The organism is Amycolatopsis anabasis (assembly GCF_009765355.1).
In the GTDB taxonomy this organism is placed as follows: Bacteria; Actinomycetota; Actinomycetes; order Mycobacteriales; family Pseudonocardiaceae; genus Amycolatopsis; species Amycolatopsis anabasis.
In genome coordinates, this window is record NZ_VTHK01000019.1 from 115732 (window position 1) to 132403 (window position 16672).

At 69.4% G+C, this 16672-nt stretch carries 19 protein-coding genes and 1 pseudogene; 6 read left to right on the top strand and 14 right to left on the bottom strand.

Going from position 1 to position 16672, the window contains the following annotated elements; translation table 11 throughout:
• Window positions 1-21 precede the first annotated feature (21 nt).
• The gene (locus tag FXO23_RS24780; RefSeq protein WP_158887816.1) at window positions 22-576 is read left to right on the top strand and encodes a Clp protease N-terminal domain-containing protein; all 555 of its coding nucleotides are present in this window, start codon (window positions 22-24) and stop codon (window positions 574-576) included.
• A gap of 26 nt (window positions 577-602) precedes the next feature.
• Window positions 603-1388: a PIG-L family deacetylase gene (locus tag FXO23_RS24785; protein WP_158887817.1), complete on the top strand. Its 786-nt coding sequence runs from the start codon at window positions 603-605 to the stop codon at window positions 1386-1388.
• Window positions 1389-1438: 50 nt separating this feature from the next.
• On the opposite strand, the gene FXO23_RS24790 is transcribed toward FXO23_RS24785, so the two are convergent.
• Window positions 1439-1837: a RidA family protein gene (locus FXO23_RS24790; protein ID WP_158887818.1), complete on the bottom strand. Its 399-nt coding sequence runs from the start codon at window positions 1835-1837 to the stop codon at window positions 1439-1441.
• A 29-nt stretch (window positions 1838-1866) separates the two neighbouring features.
• Between FXO23_RS24790 and mtnA the strand changes: the two genes are divergently transcribed.
• Window positions 1867-2841, top strand: coding sequence for an S-methyl-5-thioribose-1-phosphate isomerase (gene mtnA, locus FXO23_RS24795; protein ID WP_158887819.1), 975 nt, complete (start codon window positions 1867-1869; stop codon window positions 2839-2841).
• A gap of 57 nt (window positions 2842-2898) precedes the next feature.
• Here mtnA and FXO23_RS24800 read toward each other — a convergent pair whose 3' ends face one another.
• The 7 genes from FXO23_RS24800 to FXO23_RS24830 all read right to left on the bottom strand — a co-directional run bounded on the left by FXO23_RS24800 (window position 2899) and on the right by FXO23_RS24830 (window position 9730).
• Window positions 2899-4647: a pyruvate dehydrogenase gene (locus tag FXO23_RS24800; protein ID WP_158887820.1), complete on the bottom strand. Its 1749-nt coding sequence runs from the start codon at window positions 4645-4647 to the stop codon at window positions 2899-2901.
• A 22-nt stretch (window positions 4648-4669) separates the two neighbouring features.
• Window positions 4670-5956, bottom strand: coding sequence for an acetyl-CoA hydrolase/transferase family protein (locus FXO23_RS24805; protein ID WP_158887821.1), 1287 nt, complete (start codon window positions 5954-5956; stop codon window positions 4670-4672).
• Window positions 5946-6767 (bottom strand): HpcH/HpaI aldolase/citrate lyase family protein, encoded by an 822-nt coding sequence (locus FXO23_RS24810; protein ID WP_218952136.1) that lies wholly within the window; start codon window positions 6765-6767, stop codon window positions 5946-5948. The genes FXO23_RS24805 and FXO23_RS24810 overlap by 11 nt, the downstream gene beginning before the upstream one ends.
• Entirely contained in the window at window positions 6764-7300 is a 537-nt protein-coding gene (locus tag FXO23_RS24815) for a MaoC family dehydratase (RefSeq protein ID WP_218952137.1), read from the bottom strand. The genes FXO23_RS24810 and FXO23_RS24815 overlap by 4 nt, the downstream gene beginning before the upstream one ends.
• A gap of 105 nt (window positions 7301-7405) precedes the next feature.
• Window positions 7406-8284: a LysR family transcriptional regulator gene (locus tag FXO23_RS24820; RefSeq protein ID WP_158887822.1), complete on the bottom strand. Its 879-nt coding sequence runs from the start codon at window positions 8282-8284 to the stop codon at window positions 7406-7408.
• A gap of 37 nt (window positions 8285-8321) precedes the next feature.
• The gene (locus tag FXO23_RS24825; protein ID WP_179956867.1) at window positions 8322-8537 is read right to left on the bottom strand and encodes a ferredoxin; all 216 of its coding nucleotides are present in this window, start codon (window positions 8535-8537) and stop codon (window positions 8322-8324) included.
• A gap of 2 nt (window positions 8538-8539) precedes the next feature.
• Window positions 8540-9730, bottom strand: a complete 1191-nt coding sequence (locus tag FXO23_RS24830) for a cytochrome P450 (RefSeq protein ID WP_158887824.1) — start codon at window positions 9728-9730, stop codon at window positions 8540-8542.
• A gap of 131 nt (window positions 9731-9861) precedes the next feature.
• Between FXO23_RS24830 and FXO23_RS24835 the strand changes: the two genes are divergently transcribed.
• Window positions 9862-10434, top strand: a complete 573-nt coding sequence (locus FXO23_RS24835; protein WP_158887825.1) for a TetR/AcrR family transcriptional regulator — start codon at window positions 9862-9864, stop codon at window positions 10432-10434.
• 9 nt (window positions 10435-10443) lie between these two features.
• On the opposite strand, the gene FXO23_RS24840 is transcribed toward FXO23_RS24835, so the two are convergent.
• Window positions 10444-10947 (bottom strand): GNAT family N-acetyltransferase, encoded by a 504-nt coding sequence (locus FXO23_RS24840; protein ID WP_158887826.1) that lies wholly within the window; start codon window positions 10945-10947, stop codon window positions 10444-10446.
• A 116-nt stretch (window positions 10948-11063) separates the two neighbouring features.
• On the opposite strand from FXO23_RS24840, the gene FXO23_RS24845 reads away from it, so the two are divergent.
• Both FXO23_RS24845 and FXO23_RS24850 read left to right on the top strand, forming a co-directional pair.
• The gene (locus tag FXO23_RS24845) at window positions 11064-12212 is read left to right on the top strand and encodes an HNH endonuclease (RefSeq protein ID WP_158887827.1); all 1149 of its coding nucleotides are present in this window, start codon (window positions 11064-11066) and stop codon (window positions 12210-12212) included.
• A 718-nt stretch (window positions 12213-12930) separates the two neighbouring features.
• Window positions 12931-13209, top strand: coding sequence for a hypothetical protein (locus FXO23_RS24850; RefSeq protein WP_158887828.1), 279 nt, complete (start codon window positions 12931-12933; stop codon window positions 13207-13209).
• A gap of 92 nt (window positions 13210-13301) precedes the next feature.
• Here the strand turns inward: FXO23_RS24850 and FXO23_RS24855 are convergent, their stop codons facing one another.
• The 5 genes and pseudogenes from FXO23_RS24855 to FXO23_RS24875 form a co-directional block, all read right to left on the bottom strand.
• The gene (locus FXO23_RS24855; RefSeq protein ID WP_158887829.1) at window positions 13302-13658 is read right to left on the bottom strand and encodes a hypothetical protein; all 357 of its coding nucleotides are present in this window, start codon (window positions 13656-13658) and stop codon (window positions 13302-13304) included.
• Between the two features lie 29 nt (window positions 13659-13687).
• The gene (locus FXO23_RS24860) at window positions 13688-13939 is read right to left on the bottom strand and encodes a hypothetical protein (RefSeq protein WP_158887830.1); all 252 of its coding nucleotides are present in this window, start codon (window positions 13937-13939) and stop codon (window positions 13688-13690) included.
• Between the two features lie 49 nt (window positions 13940-13988).
• A pseudogene (locus FXO23_RS24865) lies at window positions 13989-14801 on the bottom strand (IS5 family transposase); the annotation flags it as partial.
• Between the two features lie 55 nt (window positions 14802-14856).
• Window positions 14857-15270, bottom strand: coding sequence for a hypothetical protein (locus FXO23_RS24870; RefSeq protein ID WP_158887832.1), 414 nt, complete (start codon window positions 15268-15270; stop codon window positions 14857-14859).
• A gap of 4 nt (window positions 15271-15274) precedes the next feature.
• Window positions 15275-16159 carry a DUF6192 family protein gene (locus FXO23_RS24875; protein WP_218952138.1) on the bottom strand — a complete coding sequence of 295 codons (885 nt, stop codon included), beginning with the start codon at window positions 16157-16159 and terminating at the stop codon, window positions 15275-15277.
• Window positions 16160-16672: the final 513 nt, after the last annotated feature.

Sequence of the window (16672 nt, forward strand, 5' to 3'; positions counted from 1 at the left end):
GCCGGCTGTCATCCTGAGCCGATGTTCGAGCGGTTCACCGATACCGCGCGCCGGGTGGTGGTGCTGGCGCAGGAGCAGGCGCGTGCCCTCGGGCACGGTTACATCGGGGCAGAACACCTCCTGCTCGGGGTGCTCACCCAGCGTGAGCAGGCCGGCCGCCCGCAGCCGAGCGGGTTGGCGCCGGCGGAGGTCCTGGACCGGATCCGGCGGCTCGCCCCGCCCGGGGAACACGAGTCGCCGAGCCACATGCCGTTCACCGCGGAGGCGAAGAAGCTGCTCGAGCTGTCGCTGCGGGAGGCGCTGCGGGCCCAGCACGGCTTCATCGCCGACGGGCACATCCTGGCCGCGATCGCCATGCAGGACGAGGGGATCGCGGCGCGGATCCTCACCGAATCGGAGATCGACCGCGAACGGCTGCACGAGGAGGCGCTCGACGGGGTGTCCCCGCCGCTGCCCGGCGAGCGGGTCCGGTTCGAACCGCACACCGAGGCCCGGGTGGCCCGCCTCGAGCACGCCGTGGACCGGCTCACCGCCCAGGTCGCCGAGCTGCGGCGCCAACTCGGCGAACGCGATTGAGCGGTTTTTTCGCGTAATGTCAGGGCATGGCCACATTGGTGTCTTTTCACGCGCACCCCGACGACGAGTGCATCGGCTGCGGGGGCGTCATGCGCAAGGCGTTCGAGGAGGGTCACCGCGTCGTGCTCGTGGTGGCGACCCGCGGCGAACACGGCGAGGTGCCCGACGGTTTCCTGTCCGACGGGGAGGAACTCTGGCAGCGGCGCGTCGCCGAAACGCATGCCTCCGCGGAGATCCTCGGCGCGAAGCGAGTGGAATTCCTGGGGTACACCGATTCCGGGATGATGGGCGAGCCGACCAACGACCTGCCGGGTTCGTTCTGGACCGCGCCGGTCGAGGAGGCGGCGGAGCGGCTCGCCGCGATCCTGCGCGAGGAGCAGGCGGACGTGCTGACCATCTACGACGACAACGGGGGCTACGGGCATCCCGACCACATCCAGGTGCACCGGGTGGGCGTGCGCGCGGCCGAACTGGCCGGGACCCCGCGCGTCTACCAGAACACGATGAACCGCGACCAGATGCGGCGGGGTCAGCAGGAGTACGCCGAACGGGAGGGCGAAGCCGACTACGAACTGCCCGATGTCGAGCAGTTCGGCAAACCCGAGTCGATGATCACCGCCGCGGTGGACGTGACCGGGTATCTCGAGCACAAGCGCAACGCGATGCGGGCGCACGCCAGCCAGATCAGCGAGCAGTCGTTCTTCCTCGCCATGCCGGACGAGGCGTTCCGGGGCGCCTTCGGCATCGAATGGTTCATCCGCGAGGGCCAGGGCCCCGGCATCACCGAAACGGACCTGCTCGCCGGGTTGTGAGCGCCCCCGTTCCCGAAAGTGCGCGCACTTTCGGGAACGGGTGCCCGGGGTCAGGGCAGGGCGGCGGTCACGTCGAGTTCGACGCGCTGGTCCGGGTAGCCGAGCTGGGCCACACCGAGCAGGGTGCTCGCGGTGGAGAACGCGGCGCCGATCGGCGACTCGGTCAGCCTGGTCCAGACCGCGGCCAGCTCGGCCTGGTCCGCGCTGGCCACGTAGATGACCGTGCGGACCACGTCGTCCGGGGTCGCCCCGGCCGAGCGCAGGGCGGCAGCGGTGTTGGCGACCACCTGGTCGACCTGGGCCGCCAGGTCACCGGCGACCACCGAACCGTCGGCCGCGAGGGGGCATTGCCCGGCGAGGAAGACCAGCCGCTGGGCCTCGACGGTGGTCACGTGGTGGTAGCCGGGTGTGGTGTGCAGTTCCGCGGGATTGTGTCGCTTGATCGTCACCTGGCCATCATGCGACCTAGGCTGGAATCGTGCGACGGACTATTGACTGGGACGACGGCGCCATCGTGATCGTGGATCAGGTCGCGCTGCCCGGCGCCTACCGAACCCTGCGACTCGGCACGGTCGACGAACTCGTCGACGCGATCCAGCGGCTCGCCGTGCGGGGCGCGCCCGCGCTCGGCGCCGCCGGGGCACTCGGCACCGCGCTCGCCGCCCGCCACCACTGGCCGGATCTGACCAAGGTGCGCGCGCAGGCCGAACGGGTGGCCCGCGCGCGCCCGACCGCGGTCAACCTGAGCTGGGGCGTCAGCCGGGCCCTGTCCGCACTGCCCGAGAGCGCCGAGGCCGTCCTCGCCGAGGCCCAGGCGATCCTGGACGAGGACGAGAACGTGAACCGGCTCGCCTCCGGCCACGCCGCCGAACTGGTGCTCGAGCGCTGCCCGCGGCGGCCGCTGCGCCTGCTCACCCACTGCAACGCCGGCCGCCTGGCGACCGTGGCCTGGGGCACCGCCCTCGGGGTGGTCTGGCACCTGCACACCGCCGGCCACGTCGACTACGTCCTCGCCGACGAGACCCGGCCGCTGCTCCAGGGCGCCCGCCTCACCGCCTGGGAACTCGCCGAAGCGGGCGTCCCGTACCGGATCCTGCCCGATTCCGCCGCCGCGCTGGCGATGGCGCGCGGGATGGTGGACTGCGTGCTCGTCGGCGCGGACCGGATCGCCACCAACGGGGACGTGGCGAACAAAATCGGCACGTACGGGCTGGCGATCGCGGCCGCCCGGCACAGGATCCCGTTCGTCGTGGTCGCCCCGTGGTCCACAGTGGACACCTCGCTGCCGGACGGGTCGTCGATCGTGCTCGAGGAGCGCCCCGCCGACGAGGTCACCCACATCTCCGGCGAGCCGATCGCCCCGGAAGGCGCACCGGTGTTCAACCCCGCGTTCGACGTGACCCCGGCGGAACTGATCACCGCCGTGGTCACCGAACGCGGGGTGCTTTCCTGAGGGGACCCCTCCGGACAAATTTCGTCAGGAGGGGTCCCCTCATGACACGGCTCGGCACTAGAGGCGCGGCACGTTGCGCAGGTTGGACTTCGCGAGCTGGAGCATCTTGCCCACCCCGCCGCTCAGCACGGTCCGGCTGACCGCGAGCGCGAAACCCTTCACCTGGGCCGCGGTGATGTTCGGCGGGATCGACAGCGCGTTCGGATCGGTGACGACGTCGAGCAGCGCCGGGCCGTCGTGCGCGAGCAGTTCCTTGACCGCGTCCCGCACGTCACCGGGATTCTCCACCCGCCGCGCATGAATACCGGCCCCGCGGGCGATCGCGGCGAAATCGACCTTGTCGTGGTCGGTCCCGTACTCCGGGAGACCGTCGACGAGCATCTCCAGCTTCACCATGCCGAGCGAGGAGTTGTTGAACACCACCACCTTCACCGGCAGCGCGTGGGTCTTCAACGTGAGCAGCTCGCCCATCAGCATGGCCAGGCCGCCGTCGCCCGCCATCGCGATCACCTGGCGATCCCGGTCGGCCGCCTGCGCGCCGATCGCGTGCGGCAACGCGTTGGCCATGCTCCCGTGCACGAACGAACCCAGCAACCGGCGGCGGCCGTTCGGCGTGACGTACCGCGCCGACCACACGTTGCACATCCCGGTGTCCACGGTGAACACCGCGTCCGCGGCCGCCTCCTCGTCCAGGATGTCCGCCGCGTACTCCGGGTGGATCGGCACGTGCCGCTCGACGTTGTTCGTGTAGGCGTCGACCACGCGCTGCAGGCTGCGTTCGTGCTTGTGCAGCATCTCGTGCAGGAAGGCGCGATTCTCCTTGCGGCGCAGGCGCGGGAGCACCGCGCGGATGGTCGCGCCGACATCGCCGAGCACGCCGAACTCCAGCGCGGTCCGCCGCCCCATCCGCGCCGGATCGACGTCCACCTGCACGGTGTGGGCCTGCGGCAGGAAGTTGTCGTACGGGAAGTCGGTGCCGAGCAGCAGCACCAGATCGGCGGCGTGCATCGCGTCGTAGCAGGCGCCGTAGCCGAGCAGCCCGCTCATGCCGACGTCGAACGGATTGTCGTACTGGATGAACTCCTTGCCCCGCAAGGAATGCCCGACCGGTGCGCCGATCAGTTCGGCGAGCTGGATGACCTCGTCGTGCGCGTCGCGGCAGCCCGCACCGGCCATGATCATGACCTTCTCGGCCCGCTCGATGCGCTCCACCAGGGCCTCGACGTCCGAGTCGGCGGGCAGGATCGCGGGCGGGGTGCCGAGGATGCCGCTGGTCCCGGTGGGCCGGACCGCGTTCTCGTGCGCGACATCGCCGGGCAGCACGATCACCGCGCCGCCCCGGCGGCCGACCGCGTTCTGCACCGCGATCCGCGCGATCCGCGGCATCTGCTCGGGCTGGCTGACCAGTTCGCAGTAGTGCGAGCATTCGGCGAACAGCCGCTCGGGGTGCGTCTCCTGGAAGAAGCCGGTGCCGATCTGCGCGGCCGGGATGTGCGACGCGATCGCCAGCACCGGCGCGCCGGAGCGGTGCGCGTCGTACAACCCCTGCAGCAGGTGCAGGTTGCCCGGCCCGCAACTCCCCGCGCACACCGCGAGCCGCCCGGTCAGCTGCGCCTCGGCCGCGGCCGCGAACGCCCCGGCCTCCTCGTTGCGCACGTGGACCCAGTCGATCCCGCCCTTGGCCGAGCCCCCGCTGCGGCGGATCGCGTCCACGACCGGGTTGAGGCTGTCCCCCACCACGCCGTAGATCCGGCGCACCCCCGCCTGGATGAGCACCTCGATGAGCTGGTCGGCGACGGTTGTCATAGAAATTCCTTTCTCGGACCGCTCAGTGCAGCAGTCCGGCCTTCCGGGCCTCGGCGGTCAGCCGGTCCCGGTGTTCCGGGTGGGCGATCGCGATCAGCGACTCCGCCCGTTTCGCGAGGCTTCTCCCCCGCAGTTCGGCCACCCCGTATTCGGTGACGACGTGGTCCACGGTGTTCTTCAACGTGGTCACCACGCTGCCCGGGGTGAGCCGCGGGTTGATCCGGCTGCGGCCGTCGCTGGTCGCCGAGTGCAGCACCAGGAACGCCTGCCCGCCCGGCGAGTACATCGCCCCGCGCGCGAAATCGGCCTGCCCGCCCGAGGACGACCAGTACCGGCCGCCGATCGTCTCGCTGGCCGCCTGCCCCATCAGGTCGACCTCGCTGGTGGCGTTGATCGACACGAAGTTCGGTTCGTTCGCGACCACGCGCGGATCGTTCACCCAGTCCACGGGCTCCATGGTCACCGCGGTGTTGTCGTCGAGCCAGTCGAACAACCGTTTCGTGCCCACCGCGAAGGTGGCCACGTGCTTGTTGCGCTGCTGCCGCTTCCGGGTGCCGGTCAGCGCGCCGCTCGTCACCAGGTCCAGCACCCCGTCGGAGATCGCCTCGGTGTGCAGGCCCAGGTGCCGGTGATCGCGCAGCGAAGCCAGCAGCGCGTTCGGGACGCGCCCGACCCCGATCTGCAGGCAGGCGCCATCGGGAATCCGCTCGGCGATGGACGCCGCGATCCGGTGATCGCGATCGTCGGGTTTCGCGGGCGGTACCTCGTGCAGCGGCCGGTCGGCCCGGCACCAGCCCGCGATCTGGCTGATGTGCAGCTGGTTGTGGCCGAACGTCCGCGGCATGTGCTCGTTGACCTCGAGGAAGAACGGGATCTCCCCGATGAAGGCCGCGGTGTAGTCGGCGTTCGTGCCGAGGCTGAAGTAGCCGTGCTCGTCGGGCGGGCTGGCCGCGGCGAGCGCGATCGTGCACTTCGTCGAACTCCGCAGCAGCAGCGGCATCTCGCTGAAGTGGTTGGGCACCAGATCGCAGTGACCGGCCCAGAACGCCTCGCGCGAACCCGCGCCGAGAAAGTAGTCGACGTGCTCCAGGCGTCCCGGGAACTCGCCGTCGATGTACCGGCGGCGCAGGTACGGGTCCATGCGGTGGATGTGCACACCTTCGAGTGATTCCGCATGCGCTTCGAGGGTGTCCAGCAGGGTCACCGGCTCGCCGAGCTGGATCGGCACGATCACGTCCGCGCCGGGCGGGATGTGCTCGAGCACGTCGGCGGGTTCGTTCGGGTGATCCAGGGAAACGCTATTCGCCACCGAAGCCTCCGAGCAGCCTGCGCGCGAGTTCCACGCGCGGTTTGTCGATCATCTCGCCGTCCACCCGCACCGCGGCGCCACCGGACTCCTCGGCGGCCTCCAGCACGCGCCGGGCCCAGCGCAGTTCCTCCTCGTCCGGGCTGAACGCCGCGTTGACCGCGTCGACCTGCTTGGGGTGCAAGCACAGTTTGCCGCCGAAGCCCAGGTTGCGCGCAGCGCGAGCCGCGTCCCGGGTGAGGGCGACGTCATACAGGTCGGTGGTCACCCCGTCGACCGGTGCGGCCAGTCCCGCCGCGCGGGAGGCGACCACCAGCCGGGACCGGGCGTACAGCAACTCCCGTTCGGCCGCGTCGGTCACCGTGACGCCGGTGTCGAGTCCGAAGTCGACGTTGCCGAACACCAGCCGGGTCACGCCGGGCAGTTCGGCGATCTGGTCGGCGTCCCGCACGCCCCGCGCGCTTTCCAGCAGGGCGAACAGGGCCACGCCGTCCGGCAGCCGGGCGATCGTGGCGCGCAGCGCGGGAATGCTGTCCGCCTTGGGCAGCACCACGGCCGCCAGCCCGGGAGCCTCGGCCAGCACGGCCAGATCGTCGTCGTACCACGGGGTGTCCGCCGCGTTGATCCGCACGGCCGCCGGGTGTCCGGCGGCCCAGGCGGCGACCTCGGCGCGGGCGCTTTCCTTGTCCGGCGGCGCGACCGCGTCCTCCAGATCGCACAGCACCAGATCGGCGCCGCTGGCCGCGGCCTTGCCGAACCGGTCCGCGCGGTTCCCGGGGACGAACAGCAGCGACCGCGCGGCCTCGGGCTTCACTTCCCCTCGCCTTCGTCGAGGCCCGCGGCCCGCCGGGACCGCTCGTCCCACACCGGTTCCACGCTCGCGAACTCCGGGCCGTGCCCGCGCCGGTACACCAGCAGCGTGCGCTCGAAGGTGATCACGATCGTGCCGCGCTGGTTGAAGCCGATGGTCCGCACCTCGACCACGCCGACCTCGGGCCGGGACTTCGACTCCCGCGCGCTGAGCACCTCGGACTGCGAGTAGATGGTGTCGCCTTCGAAGACCGGATTCGGCAGCCGGACCCGGTCCCAGCCGAGGTTGGCCATCACGTGCTGGGAGATGTCGGTGACGCTCTGCCCGGTCACCAGGGCCAGCGTGAACGTGGAGTCGACCAGCGGTTTGCCCCATTCGGTCTGCCCCGCGTAGTGCCGGTCGAAGTGCAGCGGCGCGGTGTTCTGCGTGAGCAGAGTGAGCCAGGAGTTGTCGGTCTCGGTCACCGTGCGCCCGAGCGGATGGCGGTACACGTCCCCGACCACGAAGTCCTCGAAGTACCTGCCCTGCCAGCCCATGTCGTCCTCCTCGATGATCTCTACCGCTCACCCTGCCCTCGCCGCGGTCATACGTAAAATGACCAGTCTTACCTGCGTTCATGCGCCACGTGCATGAACTGGGCGCTACCCCGGCCACGACCTCACGAATTCGTGGAACCGCTCGACCGCGGGCGCCTGGTGCCGCGCGGCGAGTGTGGCCACGCCCACGGTGCGGTGCGCCTCGGGATCGGACAGGCGCAGGTAGACCGGCCCGCCGGGCACCGAAGCGCTGCGCGGCGGAGGCATGATCGCGACCCCCAGCCCGGCCGAGACCAGTCCCTGCACGGTCGCCAGTTCGGTGCTCTCGAAGGTGATGCGCGGCGTGAACCCGGCTCGGCGGCAGAGCTGGTCGGCGGTCTGCCGCAGCCCGAACTCCGAGCGCAGCGCGATGAAGTCGGCGTCGGCGAGTTCGGCCAGCGACACGCGTTTGCGGCGGGCCAGCGGGTGCCCGGACGGCACCGCGACGCAGAGCTGCTCCACTTCGATCGGCGTCCACAGCACGTCCTCGCCACCGGGCTCCGGGCTGGTGACGATCAGATCGACGTGGCCGCGGCGCAGATCCGCGAGGATCACGTCCGCCGCGTCGCCGCGCAGCAGGAAATGCGCCTTGGGCACGCGTTCGCGGTAACCGCGGATCAGGTCCGGGATGAGCCAGGTGCCGAACGAGTGCAGGAACGCCAGCGCCACCGTCCCCTGTTCGGGATCGATCAGCGTGGCGATCCGGTGTTCGGCGGCCGACAGCTCGTCCAGTGCGCGCAACGCGTGCGCCTGGAACACCTGGCCGTAGGAGTTGAGCCGCAACCGGTGACCGGTGCGGTCGAACAGCGGGGTGCCCAGGCGCCGCTCCAGCCGGGCGATGGCCCGGGACAGGGTGGGCTGCGCGATGTTCAGCGCGGCCGCCGCCTCGGTCACGTGCTCGGTCTCGGCCAGCGTGGTGAACCAGGTCAGCTCGCGGACGTCCATCCGCCGATTATCGGCAGGACCGTCCAATCCGGACCGATCAGGGCCGCGGACCGAGCACCTCTTCGCCCTCGCGCACGGTGATCGCCATGGCGGGGCAGGAGTCCGCGGCATCGAGCACGATCTCGTCCGGCTCGACCTCGCCGGAAAGCGGGCGGGCGTGGTCGCCTTCCAGTTCGAAGAACTCGGGGGCGAGCGCCGCGCACATGCCCGAGGCGATGCACGTGTTCTCGTCGACCTCGATTCGCCAGGTCATGCCTACCATCCTACCGGCATCGTCCGCGGGCCACGGACGAGCAATTGCTTCTTCCAGACGATGTCTCCGGCGAGCCGCAGGTCGGGGAAGCGTGCCAGCAACGCGCCGAGCGCCTCCTGCAGTTCCAGCCGGGCCAGCGGCGCGCCGAGGCAGTGGTGCACTCCGTGCCCGAAGCCGAGGTGCTGGTTCCCGTCGCGGTCGATGCGCAGTTCGTCCGCCTCGCCGAAGCGCAGCGCGTCCCGGTTCGCCGCGCCGACCGCGACCAGCACGGGTTCCCCCGCCCGGACCAGCACGCCGCCGACCTCGATGTCCTCGGTCGCGTAACGCGGGAAGGACGCACCGGCGCCGAGCGGCACGAACCGGAGCAGTTCCTCGACCGCGCTCGCGACCAGGGCGGGGTCCGCGCGCAACCGGGCGAGCTGATCGGGGTGCTCGAGCAGCACGTACACGAAGTTGGGGATCTGGGTGGCGGTGGTTTCGTGCCCGGCCACCAGGATTCCCACGCACAGGTCCACGAGTTCGAGTTCGGACAACCGGTCGTGCACGTCGCGTGCCTCGATCAGCGCGGTCATCAGGTCGTCCGCGGGTTGTTCGCGGTGCTGCGCGATGAGCCCGGCCATGTAGGCGCGCAGTTCTTCCTGGTTCCGCTCGAACTCCTCGACGGTCAGCCCGCTGGTGGACAGGGCCGCGTCGCTCCACACCCGGAACTGGGCCCGGTCCTCGGTCGGCACGCCGAGCAGCTCGCAGATCACCGCGACCGGGATCGGCAGCGCGTAGTTCTCCACCAGGTCCACCGGCGGGCCGGCGGCGGCCATCTCGTCGAGCAGCCCCTGGGCCAGTTCCCGGACGCGCGGCCGCAGCCGCTCGACGCGGTGCATGGTGAACGCCTTCGCCACCAAGGTGCGGAGCCGGGTGTGGTCGGGCGGGTCCATCGCCAGGATGCCGCTGGTGCGCTGGGCCGCGGAAGAGCGCGGCGCGTCGTGCTCGTTCGCCAGCGCGCGGCTGAAGCGCCGGTCGCCGAGGACCAGGCGGGCGTCGGCGTACCGGGTGGCGAGCCAGGCCGGTTCCCCGTAGGGCAGCTTGACCCGGATCATCCCGTCGGCTGCGCGGGCCGCGGCGTATGCCTGGTCGAGATCGAGACCTTCGGCCTCGTTGAACGGATACGCGACGGGTTCGGTGTGCGTGGTGGTCATCGCCGAGCGACCCCCTTGTCGTTTGTAAGCACCTGCTTACAACGTAGAACCGGTCACGTCCGGCGTCAATCCCGTCACCGAAAGCACCCTTTCGGTCGAAAGGGATACCGTGTGCGCGTTGGAGGTATCCGGTGAGCGAAGAACAGCAGCCACGCCGACGCGACTCGGCCGCGACCAGGCAGGCGTTGCTCGACGCCGCCTCGACCCTGTTCGCCGAGCGGGGTTTCGACCGGACGACCGTGCGTGAGATCGCCCGGCGCGCGGAGGTCAACCAGGCGCTGCTGTTCCGCTATTTCGGCTCCAAGGAAGCGTTGTTCGAAGAGGTGATGGCTCGCCGCGGGCGGGAACGGCTCGCGCAGTCCGCCCCGGAACGGCTCCTCGAGGACACCCTGCGCGGCATGCTCACCGCGGAACGGCGATCCCACGCGCTCGAGACGTTGCTGCGCTCCACCGGCAACGACAGCGCCGCCGCGGCGATCCGGCGGCAGGTCGGCGAGGAGTACACGAAGGCGCTCGCCGGGCTGACCGATTCCGTGGACGCGGACCTGCGCGCGGACCTGGTTCTGGCCTGGGTCCTGGGGATCGGCCTGATCCGGGACATCGCCGAGAAGGAGCCGCTGGCGAGCGCCGACCCGGACACCGTGTGCCGGTTGGTGGTCAACGCGGCCCGCCTGCTGCTCGAACGCGTCGATCCGGCGAACTAGTTTCCGCGGCTAGATGCCGAATGGCGCGGCGTAGCGAACGGTGCCGCTGGGCAGCGGGTGGCCGGAGTCCAGGGTGAGGGCCATCATGGCCTCATCCGGGACGTCGATGGTCAGCCCGATGCCGTGTTCGGAGGCGCGAGTGAATCCGAACCTCGGGTAATAGGTCGGGTGCCCGAGCACGGTGACGAAGAATCCGCCCTTGTCCTTGGCCGCCCGGAGTGCCGCGCGGATGGCCGCGGAACCGGCGCCGGTCTTCTGGTATTCCGGGAGGACGGCGCAGGGAGCAAGGCACAGTGCCGGCGTTTCGCCGATATGGCAACGAGTCAGCAGCGCGTGCCCGACGGGTGTGCCTTCCTGGTTCGTGGCGACGATTGACAGGCCGTCGATCCAGGCCTCGTCGGCGCGCAGGGCGTCGACGAGGTCGGCCTCCTCCGAGGTCTCGAAGGCCGCCAGGACGATTTCGCGGATGGCGGGGATGTCGGCACTGGTTTCGGTGCGGGTGGTCCAGTTCATTGCTGGGTGAGGATCCGTTTCGTGTTCGTGTTACCGGGTCGAACACGAACGTAGCACGCCTTCGGCGTACCCGATCCACCCATTCGAGATGGCGTTGACCTTCCATTTTCGATAAAATGAAAGATGTGGAAACAAATACCAGACTCGCAGACCTGAAAGACATTATTCAATCGGAAGGGGAGGTGATCGCGAAGGCACAGGCCCGGCAGTTGAGAGCCATTGCAGAATTGGACAACCTGCAAGGAAGATCCCGTGGTGTGCCCGTCGAAGTCGCCTGGATACTGAATCTGACAGAACACAAGTCGGCGAAGAAGGTGGCGCTCGCGCGGACGCTCACCACACGGCTGCCCGAGACCTTGAAGGCCATGGAGGGCGGGGTGATCGACGAGGAGAAAGCCGCCAAGATCGCCGATCCCACAGCGTACTTGAGCGACGAGAAAGCCCGCGAAGTCGATGCCATCATGGCGGAACGCTTGAAGGACAAGAACCCCTCTTCGCTGCGCAAGATGGCGAACTACTGGATCGCCAAAGTCGACAAGGCGGGATATGAGGCACGGTGCAAAGCCAAGCGCGCCGACCGGCAACTGCAGTTGATCCACCAAGACCACGGCATGAGCACCCTGATCGCCGATGTTCCGGCCGAAAAGGGCGGCGCCGCCTACCACAGCATCGACCGCGAAGCCCGCAAACGCAAAACCAAAGACGAACCGCGCACCCTGGACCAGTTACGCAGCGACATCCTGATCGAACGCTGCCTCGGCACCACCCACAGCGACCCCAAAGCCGACATCTACGTCTACGTCGACCTGCAAACCCTGGCCGGACTCAACAACGACCCCGCCCAACTCGCCGGATACGGCCCCATCCCCGCCACCATCGCCCGCGACATCGCCCACAGCAAAGACTCCACCTGGCGCCGAATCGTCACCGACCCCATCACCGGGCTCCCGGCCGACATCGGCCGCACCCGCTACCGCCCACCCGCAGCCCTCGACCGCTACATCCGGCTACGCGACCGCGAATGCCGAGCACCGGGTTGTAACCGACCGGCGCAGGCAGGCGATATCGACCACACCCAAGACTGGGCCAAAGGCGGCACCACCGACAAAACCAACCTTGGCGGCTGGTGCGAACGCCACCACTACCTCAAAGACGAGCCGGGCTGGCGATTCGAGGCCGAGCCCGACGGCAGCATTACCATCACCACCCCCACCGGCGGCACCTACACCAGCAAACCCGAACCCCTCCACGAACCCCGCGCTTAGGAGGTCAGTTCGGAATGAGTCGGCGTGTCAGTTTTGCTGATGCCGCACGATGTTCCAGGCTTGCACCGCTGATTCCGGTTCGGCAGCGACGGTTCCGCTATAGAGCGCCTTCTTACCGAACTGCGCGCGGCCGGACGACTAGAGTCGGCCCACGCGATCGTGGACTCGGCCCACCTGCGCGCGCTCAAAGCGGAGCGCACACCGGCCCCAGCCCAGTCGACCGGCGCAAACCCGGTTCCAAGTACCACCTGATCACCGATGGCACCGGCATCCCACTGGCCATCACCCTCACCGGCGGGCACCACGATGACGTCGGCATTACCTGATGATCGCGCCGCCGCAGCGCCGAGCACGGGTCCGGGCTGAGCACCATACGCTGGCCCGTGAAGCGCACCTTCGCCTGGTTACGAGGCTTCAAAACGACTCCACATCCGCGCCGAACGCTGTGCCGATCTCCCAACAAGCCATCCTCAGCCTCACCTGCTCAGTCATCTGCCTTCGCAAACTCATACCGAACTGATCTCTTAGAACCTGTTTGCGAACCCCGGTTTGGGAGTCCTAAGGGGACCGGTTGAAGGGCTTGGCGAGGGCTCGACGCCAGTTTTGGTATGCCCGGATCGGGTGTCCCTCGTGTCGGCGGAATGCGGTTTCCGGCCCTGTTCACCGCCTGCGTTGTGTCTCAAGACTGGATTGGGGAGTCGAGCGAGAGGAGCTGACGATGGTGGGACATGAGCACGAGACCAAGGGGACGTGGAGAAGCAAGCTCACTGCTACCGGGGCCGACGTCAACCCGGATGTGCAGGCCGAACAAGCGGACCCGACAGAAGTGAAGCCCCAGCCGCGGGACTCGTTTGCCCTCGCGGCGGAAGCGCCTGACGAGGCTGCTGGGACCGCCGGGGAAACCGCGCGTACTGCTGCCGAGGATGAGGCGCCGACCGGCCAGGTCAAGCCCCAGCCGCGTCATAGCCCGTATAAGGGCCGGGTGATCGCGAAGTAGGACCCTGATTTCGCATCGGGTTCGGCTGCTGTGCGAGCGGCATGACCGAGCGGTATTCGGTGCTGGTGGCGCCGACGCCGGGAAGTGGGTGCTCAGTCGCCCGTGGCGGGTTTCAGCTCGATCCCGAGCGCGGTTGGCCAGCCGGGCCCGAAGTACTCCCGTGCCAGCTTGGCCATCTCGGCCAGGTTGCGCCGGTAGTGCCCGGCGATCGCATAGGCCCGGTTCGCCGCCGAGCGCAGGTCGGCCTGCAGCGCGGTGAGGTCGGCGTCGGTGACCGGGCGGGCGGCCGCGCCGCGAGCCCGGCCCTCGGCGAGATTCGGCAGTTCGGGCAGCGCGGCCGCGAAGTCGTAGGTGGCCCAGCGGTCGCCCTCGGCCTGCCAGTGGTCGGCCGCGTGCTCGGCCGCGGTGATGCCCGCCGCCAGCAGCTCCTGGAAGTTCCCCTCATTCACGAGCGGTGAGCCTAGGACACGTTCCGTGATCAATCTCGTTTTGCGGCTCGCCTGGGTGACCGCGGCGCCGAACGAGGCCGCCGATCACCGCTGAGCGCCTGGTCAACCGCCTTGTCCGAGGCGCCCAGGAGTTTGAAGTGCCGCAGCAGTCGGGTGAGGTTGAGGTCGATCGTCACCGCGCGGCGGTGCACCTGGTCCAGCACGGTCCGGTCGTGTTCGAGCGCGGCCAGCCGGGCTTCCAGCGCCGCGACCCTGCTGTCCATCTGGTTCTTCGGCGGCATCGCCTCTCCTCCCGGTTCAGGCCGCCGTCGGCCGGGGAACACCACGGCGGCGGGTCAGCCGCCGGGTCATGAGCGTGATCGCCGCGATATTCAGGACCGATTCGCTGTTCTGGGGCAAGCGCTCGTGATCACGGATGTTCCTGCGCGCCCGGAGCAGCCAGCTGATCGTCCTCTCCACGACCCAACGGCGTGGCAGAACGACGAATCCAGACTCCTTCGGCCGGGGCACCACCTTGATGGTCAGGTTCAGGAACCGCTTGGCCCACTCGACCAGGCCGCCGCCGAAGGCGCTGTCGGCCCAGACGATGCTCACCGCGGGGAAGGTGATCCGCAGTCGCCAGAGCAGATCGCGGGCGAGGTCGCGGTCCTGCCGGTCGGCGGAGGTGACCAGGATCAGCAGCGGGAGCCCGCCGAGGTCCACCGCCAGCGCTCTCTTCCTCCCGTTGATGCGTTTCCCGGCGTCGAACCCGCGGCTGTGGCGGCCGACGGTCTCGGACGCCTTGACCGACTGGGAGTCGACGATCACCGCGACCGCCTGCGGGCTGTAGCCGCGGCGGGTTCGGATCCGCTGGCGCAGCTGGTCGAGGATCCGGCCGATGATCCCGGCGCGGGTCCAGCGTTCGAAGAATCCGTAGACCGTGCGCCAGGGAGGGAAATCCGCTGGCAGAGCGCGCCATTTCGCTCCGTTGTCGACCACGTAGCGCAGGGCGTCGACGATTGCCCGGCGGTCGTGGACCTCGGGGCGGCCGCCGCGGCTGGTCTGAGCGGCCGGGGTCGGCAACAGGGGCTGGAGCAGGCGCCACTCGGCCCGGGTCGTGTCCGAGGGGTAGCGGCGCCCGCGCGCGGTCACGGGCGATGCCATGGCGGATCGAGGCCTTCCACGGTGGGTTCGTGTTTTCGTTGCGTGCCAAGGGGTTTCAGGGTTCGAGGTCGGACAGGTTCTCCATGGTGGTCTTGCTGCCGGCGAGCATGTCCCGGACGCGGCGGCCCCAGTCGTCGGTGGGGTGGCAGGCGAAGAACGGATCGATCGTGCCGGTCAGCAGCCGCTTGAACCGGGTGTACTCGGTCTTGAACTGCCGCTGCGCGAACGGCACCACGTCGGCCGGATCCTCGGTGATGAGGAATCCCTGGCCCGGAACGTAGATCAGCGGGGTTCCGTACTGCGCGGCGAGATGCTCGCGCACGTAGATCAAGCCGCGTTTCACCTGGTAGACGCTCAGGTTGTTCGTGGCGGCGACGAGGTGCTTGGTGGACAGCGTGGCGGGGCGGGCCTCGAGCAGCGCGACGCGGACCTGTTCCCCGCACACGTGCGGCGGGAGCGCGCGTCGCATCGGTTCACTCGCCCCGCAGCAGCCGCGCCAGCCCTTCGTCGAGACTGACTTCCCCGGTATCGACCGCAGTCTCAATCCAATCGGCGGTCGTGCGAACGCGGGCCACGTTGCGGTGCACGGTCTCCCGCTCGGGCGTGCTGAACTTGTGCCCGCGCAAGGTGGGCAGCGTCCGGCCGACCGACGCCACGAACGCCGAACACGCCCCGACCAGCTCGACGAACTGCTCACTCCGTTCGATCTGCTCCAGCGCCGGGGTCCGCTGCCGCACGATCTCCCCGGCCTGCCGGGAATGCTCGACCTGGGCCCAGTTCACCCGGCCCCGGGCGGTCGCGTCCCGCATCGCCTTCGAAGCGACATTCGGCCGGCGCAGAAAATCCGTGGCCACCACCCCGGCCACCGCGTCATCGGCGGCCAGATCATGAATCTTGTCGATCTTCTCCTGCGTCGACTCCGGATCCCGCACCCGCCAGCCGACGACCCGCCGGGCGGCGTCGACGGTCCATCGGCGTTCCCCGCTGCGCTCGTGCATCGGCGGGTCGTCGATCACCTCGAACCGCTCGTCCAGCTTCCCCAGCACCTGGTGGATCGTGTGCGACACCCCGGACCGGCGCTGATCTTCCGGCCACCGGGCCGAGGTGTACCGGTACTTCTTGATGGTGGTCGCCGCAGCCCCTATGTCCTCGGCAAACAGCTCCAGCGCCTCGGACACGCTGTAGAGCTCTTCGTCCGCGATTGCGTGCTCACCATCCCGGTCTCTGATCGGTTCGATCTCCAGCGCCGCGTCCCCAAGCTTCCACTGGGCCCGGGATTGCTGCTCGACAAGCTGGCGGCCTTCCCGCACGAGCTGGTTGTAGCGGCGCTTGGTGACGTTCCCGATCTTCGTCGACACGAGGATCACCCCTCCCCGCCAGGGCGCGGCGCGTGTCGCCGACAACGAACCCCGACGGTCGGCAGCGGCCAGAATCCGCCGTCCGCCGCAACATCAGAAGGCTCCATTCGGGTGCTTGTTTCCGCAGGTCAGAGCCGATCTTTCGGGGTCGCGGAAACCGTACGACTTACCGTCCCGGTGACGGTATCCGGAACGGTTTTGCGGCGCCGCCACCCGCGAGTCCGGCACCGGCTCGAGCAGTAAACGGCGCTCACCCGGCGCTCGACACCCGGCACCCACTCCGTCCCGCACTCCGGACACCGCCGCCGGCCTTCCGGCGACTCGTCCCGCAGCGCTGCCACCCGCACCCGTGCCGACCGAACCCACCGCCAGTGCTGGACACGACAACGATCACCGCAGAACCGGGCATGGCGACGCGTCTTCGCCGGCAACACACGCCCGCAACAGAGACAACGCCGCTGCTCAGCGCCGACCCGGCCCCGCCCGGCAGCCTCCCCGGCCGGGCTCGTCGAC

Bases quoted from the DNA above. Each gene is read 5' to 3' on its own strand.
- FXO23_RS24780 (WP_158887816.1), top strand. From the start codon at position 22: ATGTTCGAGCGGTTCACCGATACCGCGCGCCGGGTGGTGGTGCTGGCG.
- FXO23_RS24785 (WP_158887817.1), top strand. From the start codon at position 603: ATGGCCACATTGGTGTCTTTTCACGCGCACCCCGACGACGAGTGCATC.
- FXO23_RS24800 (WP_158887820.1), bottom strand. From the start codon at position 4,647: ATGACAACCGTCGCCGACCAGCTCATCGAGGTGCTCATCCAGGCGGGG.
- FXO23_RS24815 (WP_218952137.1), bottom strand. From the start codon at position 7,300: ATGGGCTGGCAGGGCAGGTACTTCGAGGACTTCGTGGTCGGGGACGTG.
- FXO23_RS24820 (WP_158887822.1), bottom strand. From the start codon at position 8,284: ATGGACGTCCGCGAGCTGACCTGGTTCACCACGCTGGCCGAGACCGAG.
- FXO23_RS24825 (WP_179956867.1), bottom strand. From the start codon at position 8,537: ATGACCTGGCGAATCGAGGTCGACGAGAACACGTGCATCGCCTCGGGC.
- FXO23_RS24830 (WP_158887824.1), bottom strand. From the start codon at position 9,730: ATGACCACCACGCACACCGAACCCGTCGCGTATCCGTTCAACGAGGCC.
- FXO23_RS24840 (WP_158887826.1), bottom strand. From the start codon at position 10,947: ATGAACTGGACCACCCGCACCGAAACCAGTGCCGACATCCCCGCCATC.
- FXO23_RS24845 (WP_158887827.1), top strand. From the start codon at position 11,064: ATGAAAGATGTGGAAACAAATACCAGACTCGCAGACCTGAAAGACATT.
- FXO23_RS24850 (WP_158887828.1), top strand. From the start codon at position 12,931: ATGGTGGGACATGAGCACGAGACCAAGGGGACGTGGAGAAGCAAGCTC.
- FXO23_RS24860 (WP_158887830.1), bottom strand. From the start codon at position 13,939: ATGCCGCCGAAGAACCAGATGGACAGCAGGGTCGCGGCGCTGGAAGCC.
- FXO23_RS24870 (WP_158887832.1), bottom strand. From the start codon at position 15,270: ATGCGACGCGCGCTCCCGCCGCACGTGTGCGGGGAACAGGTCCGCGTC.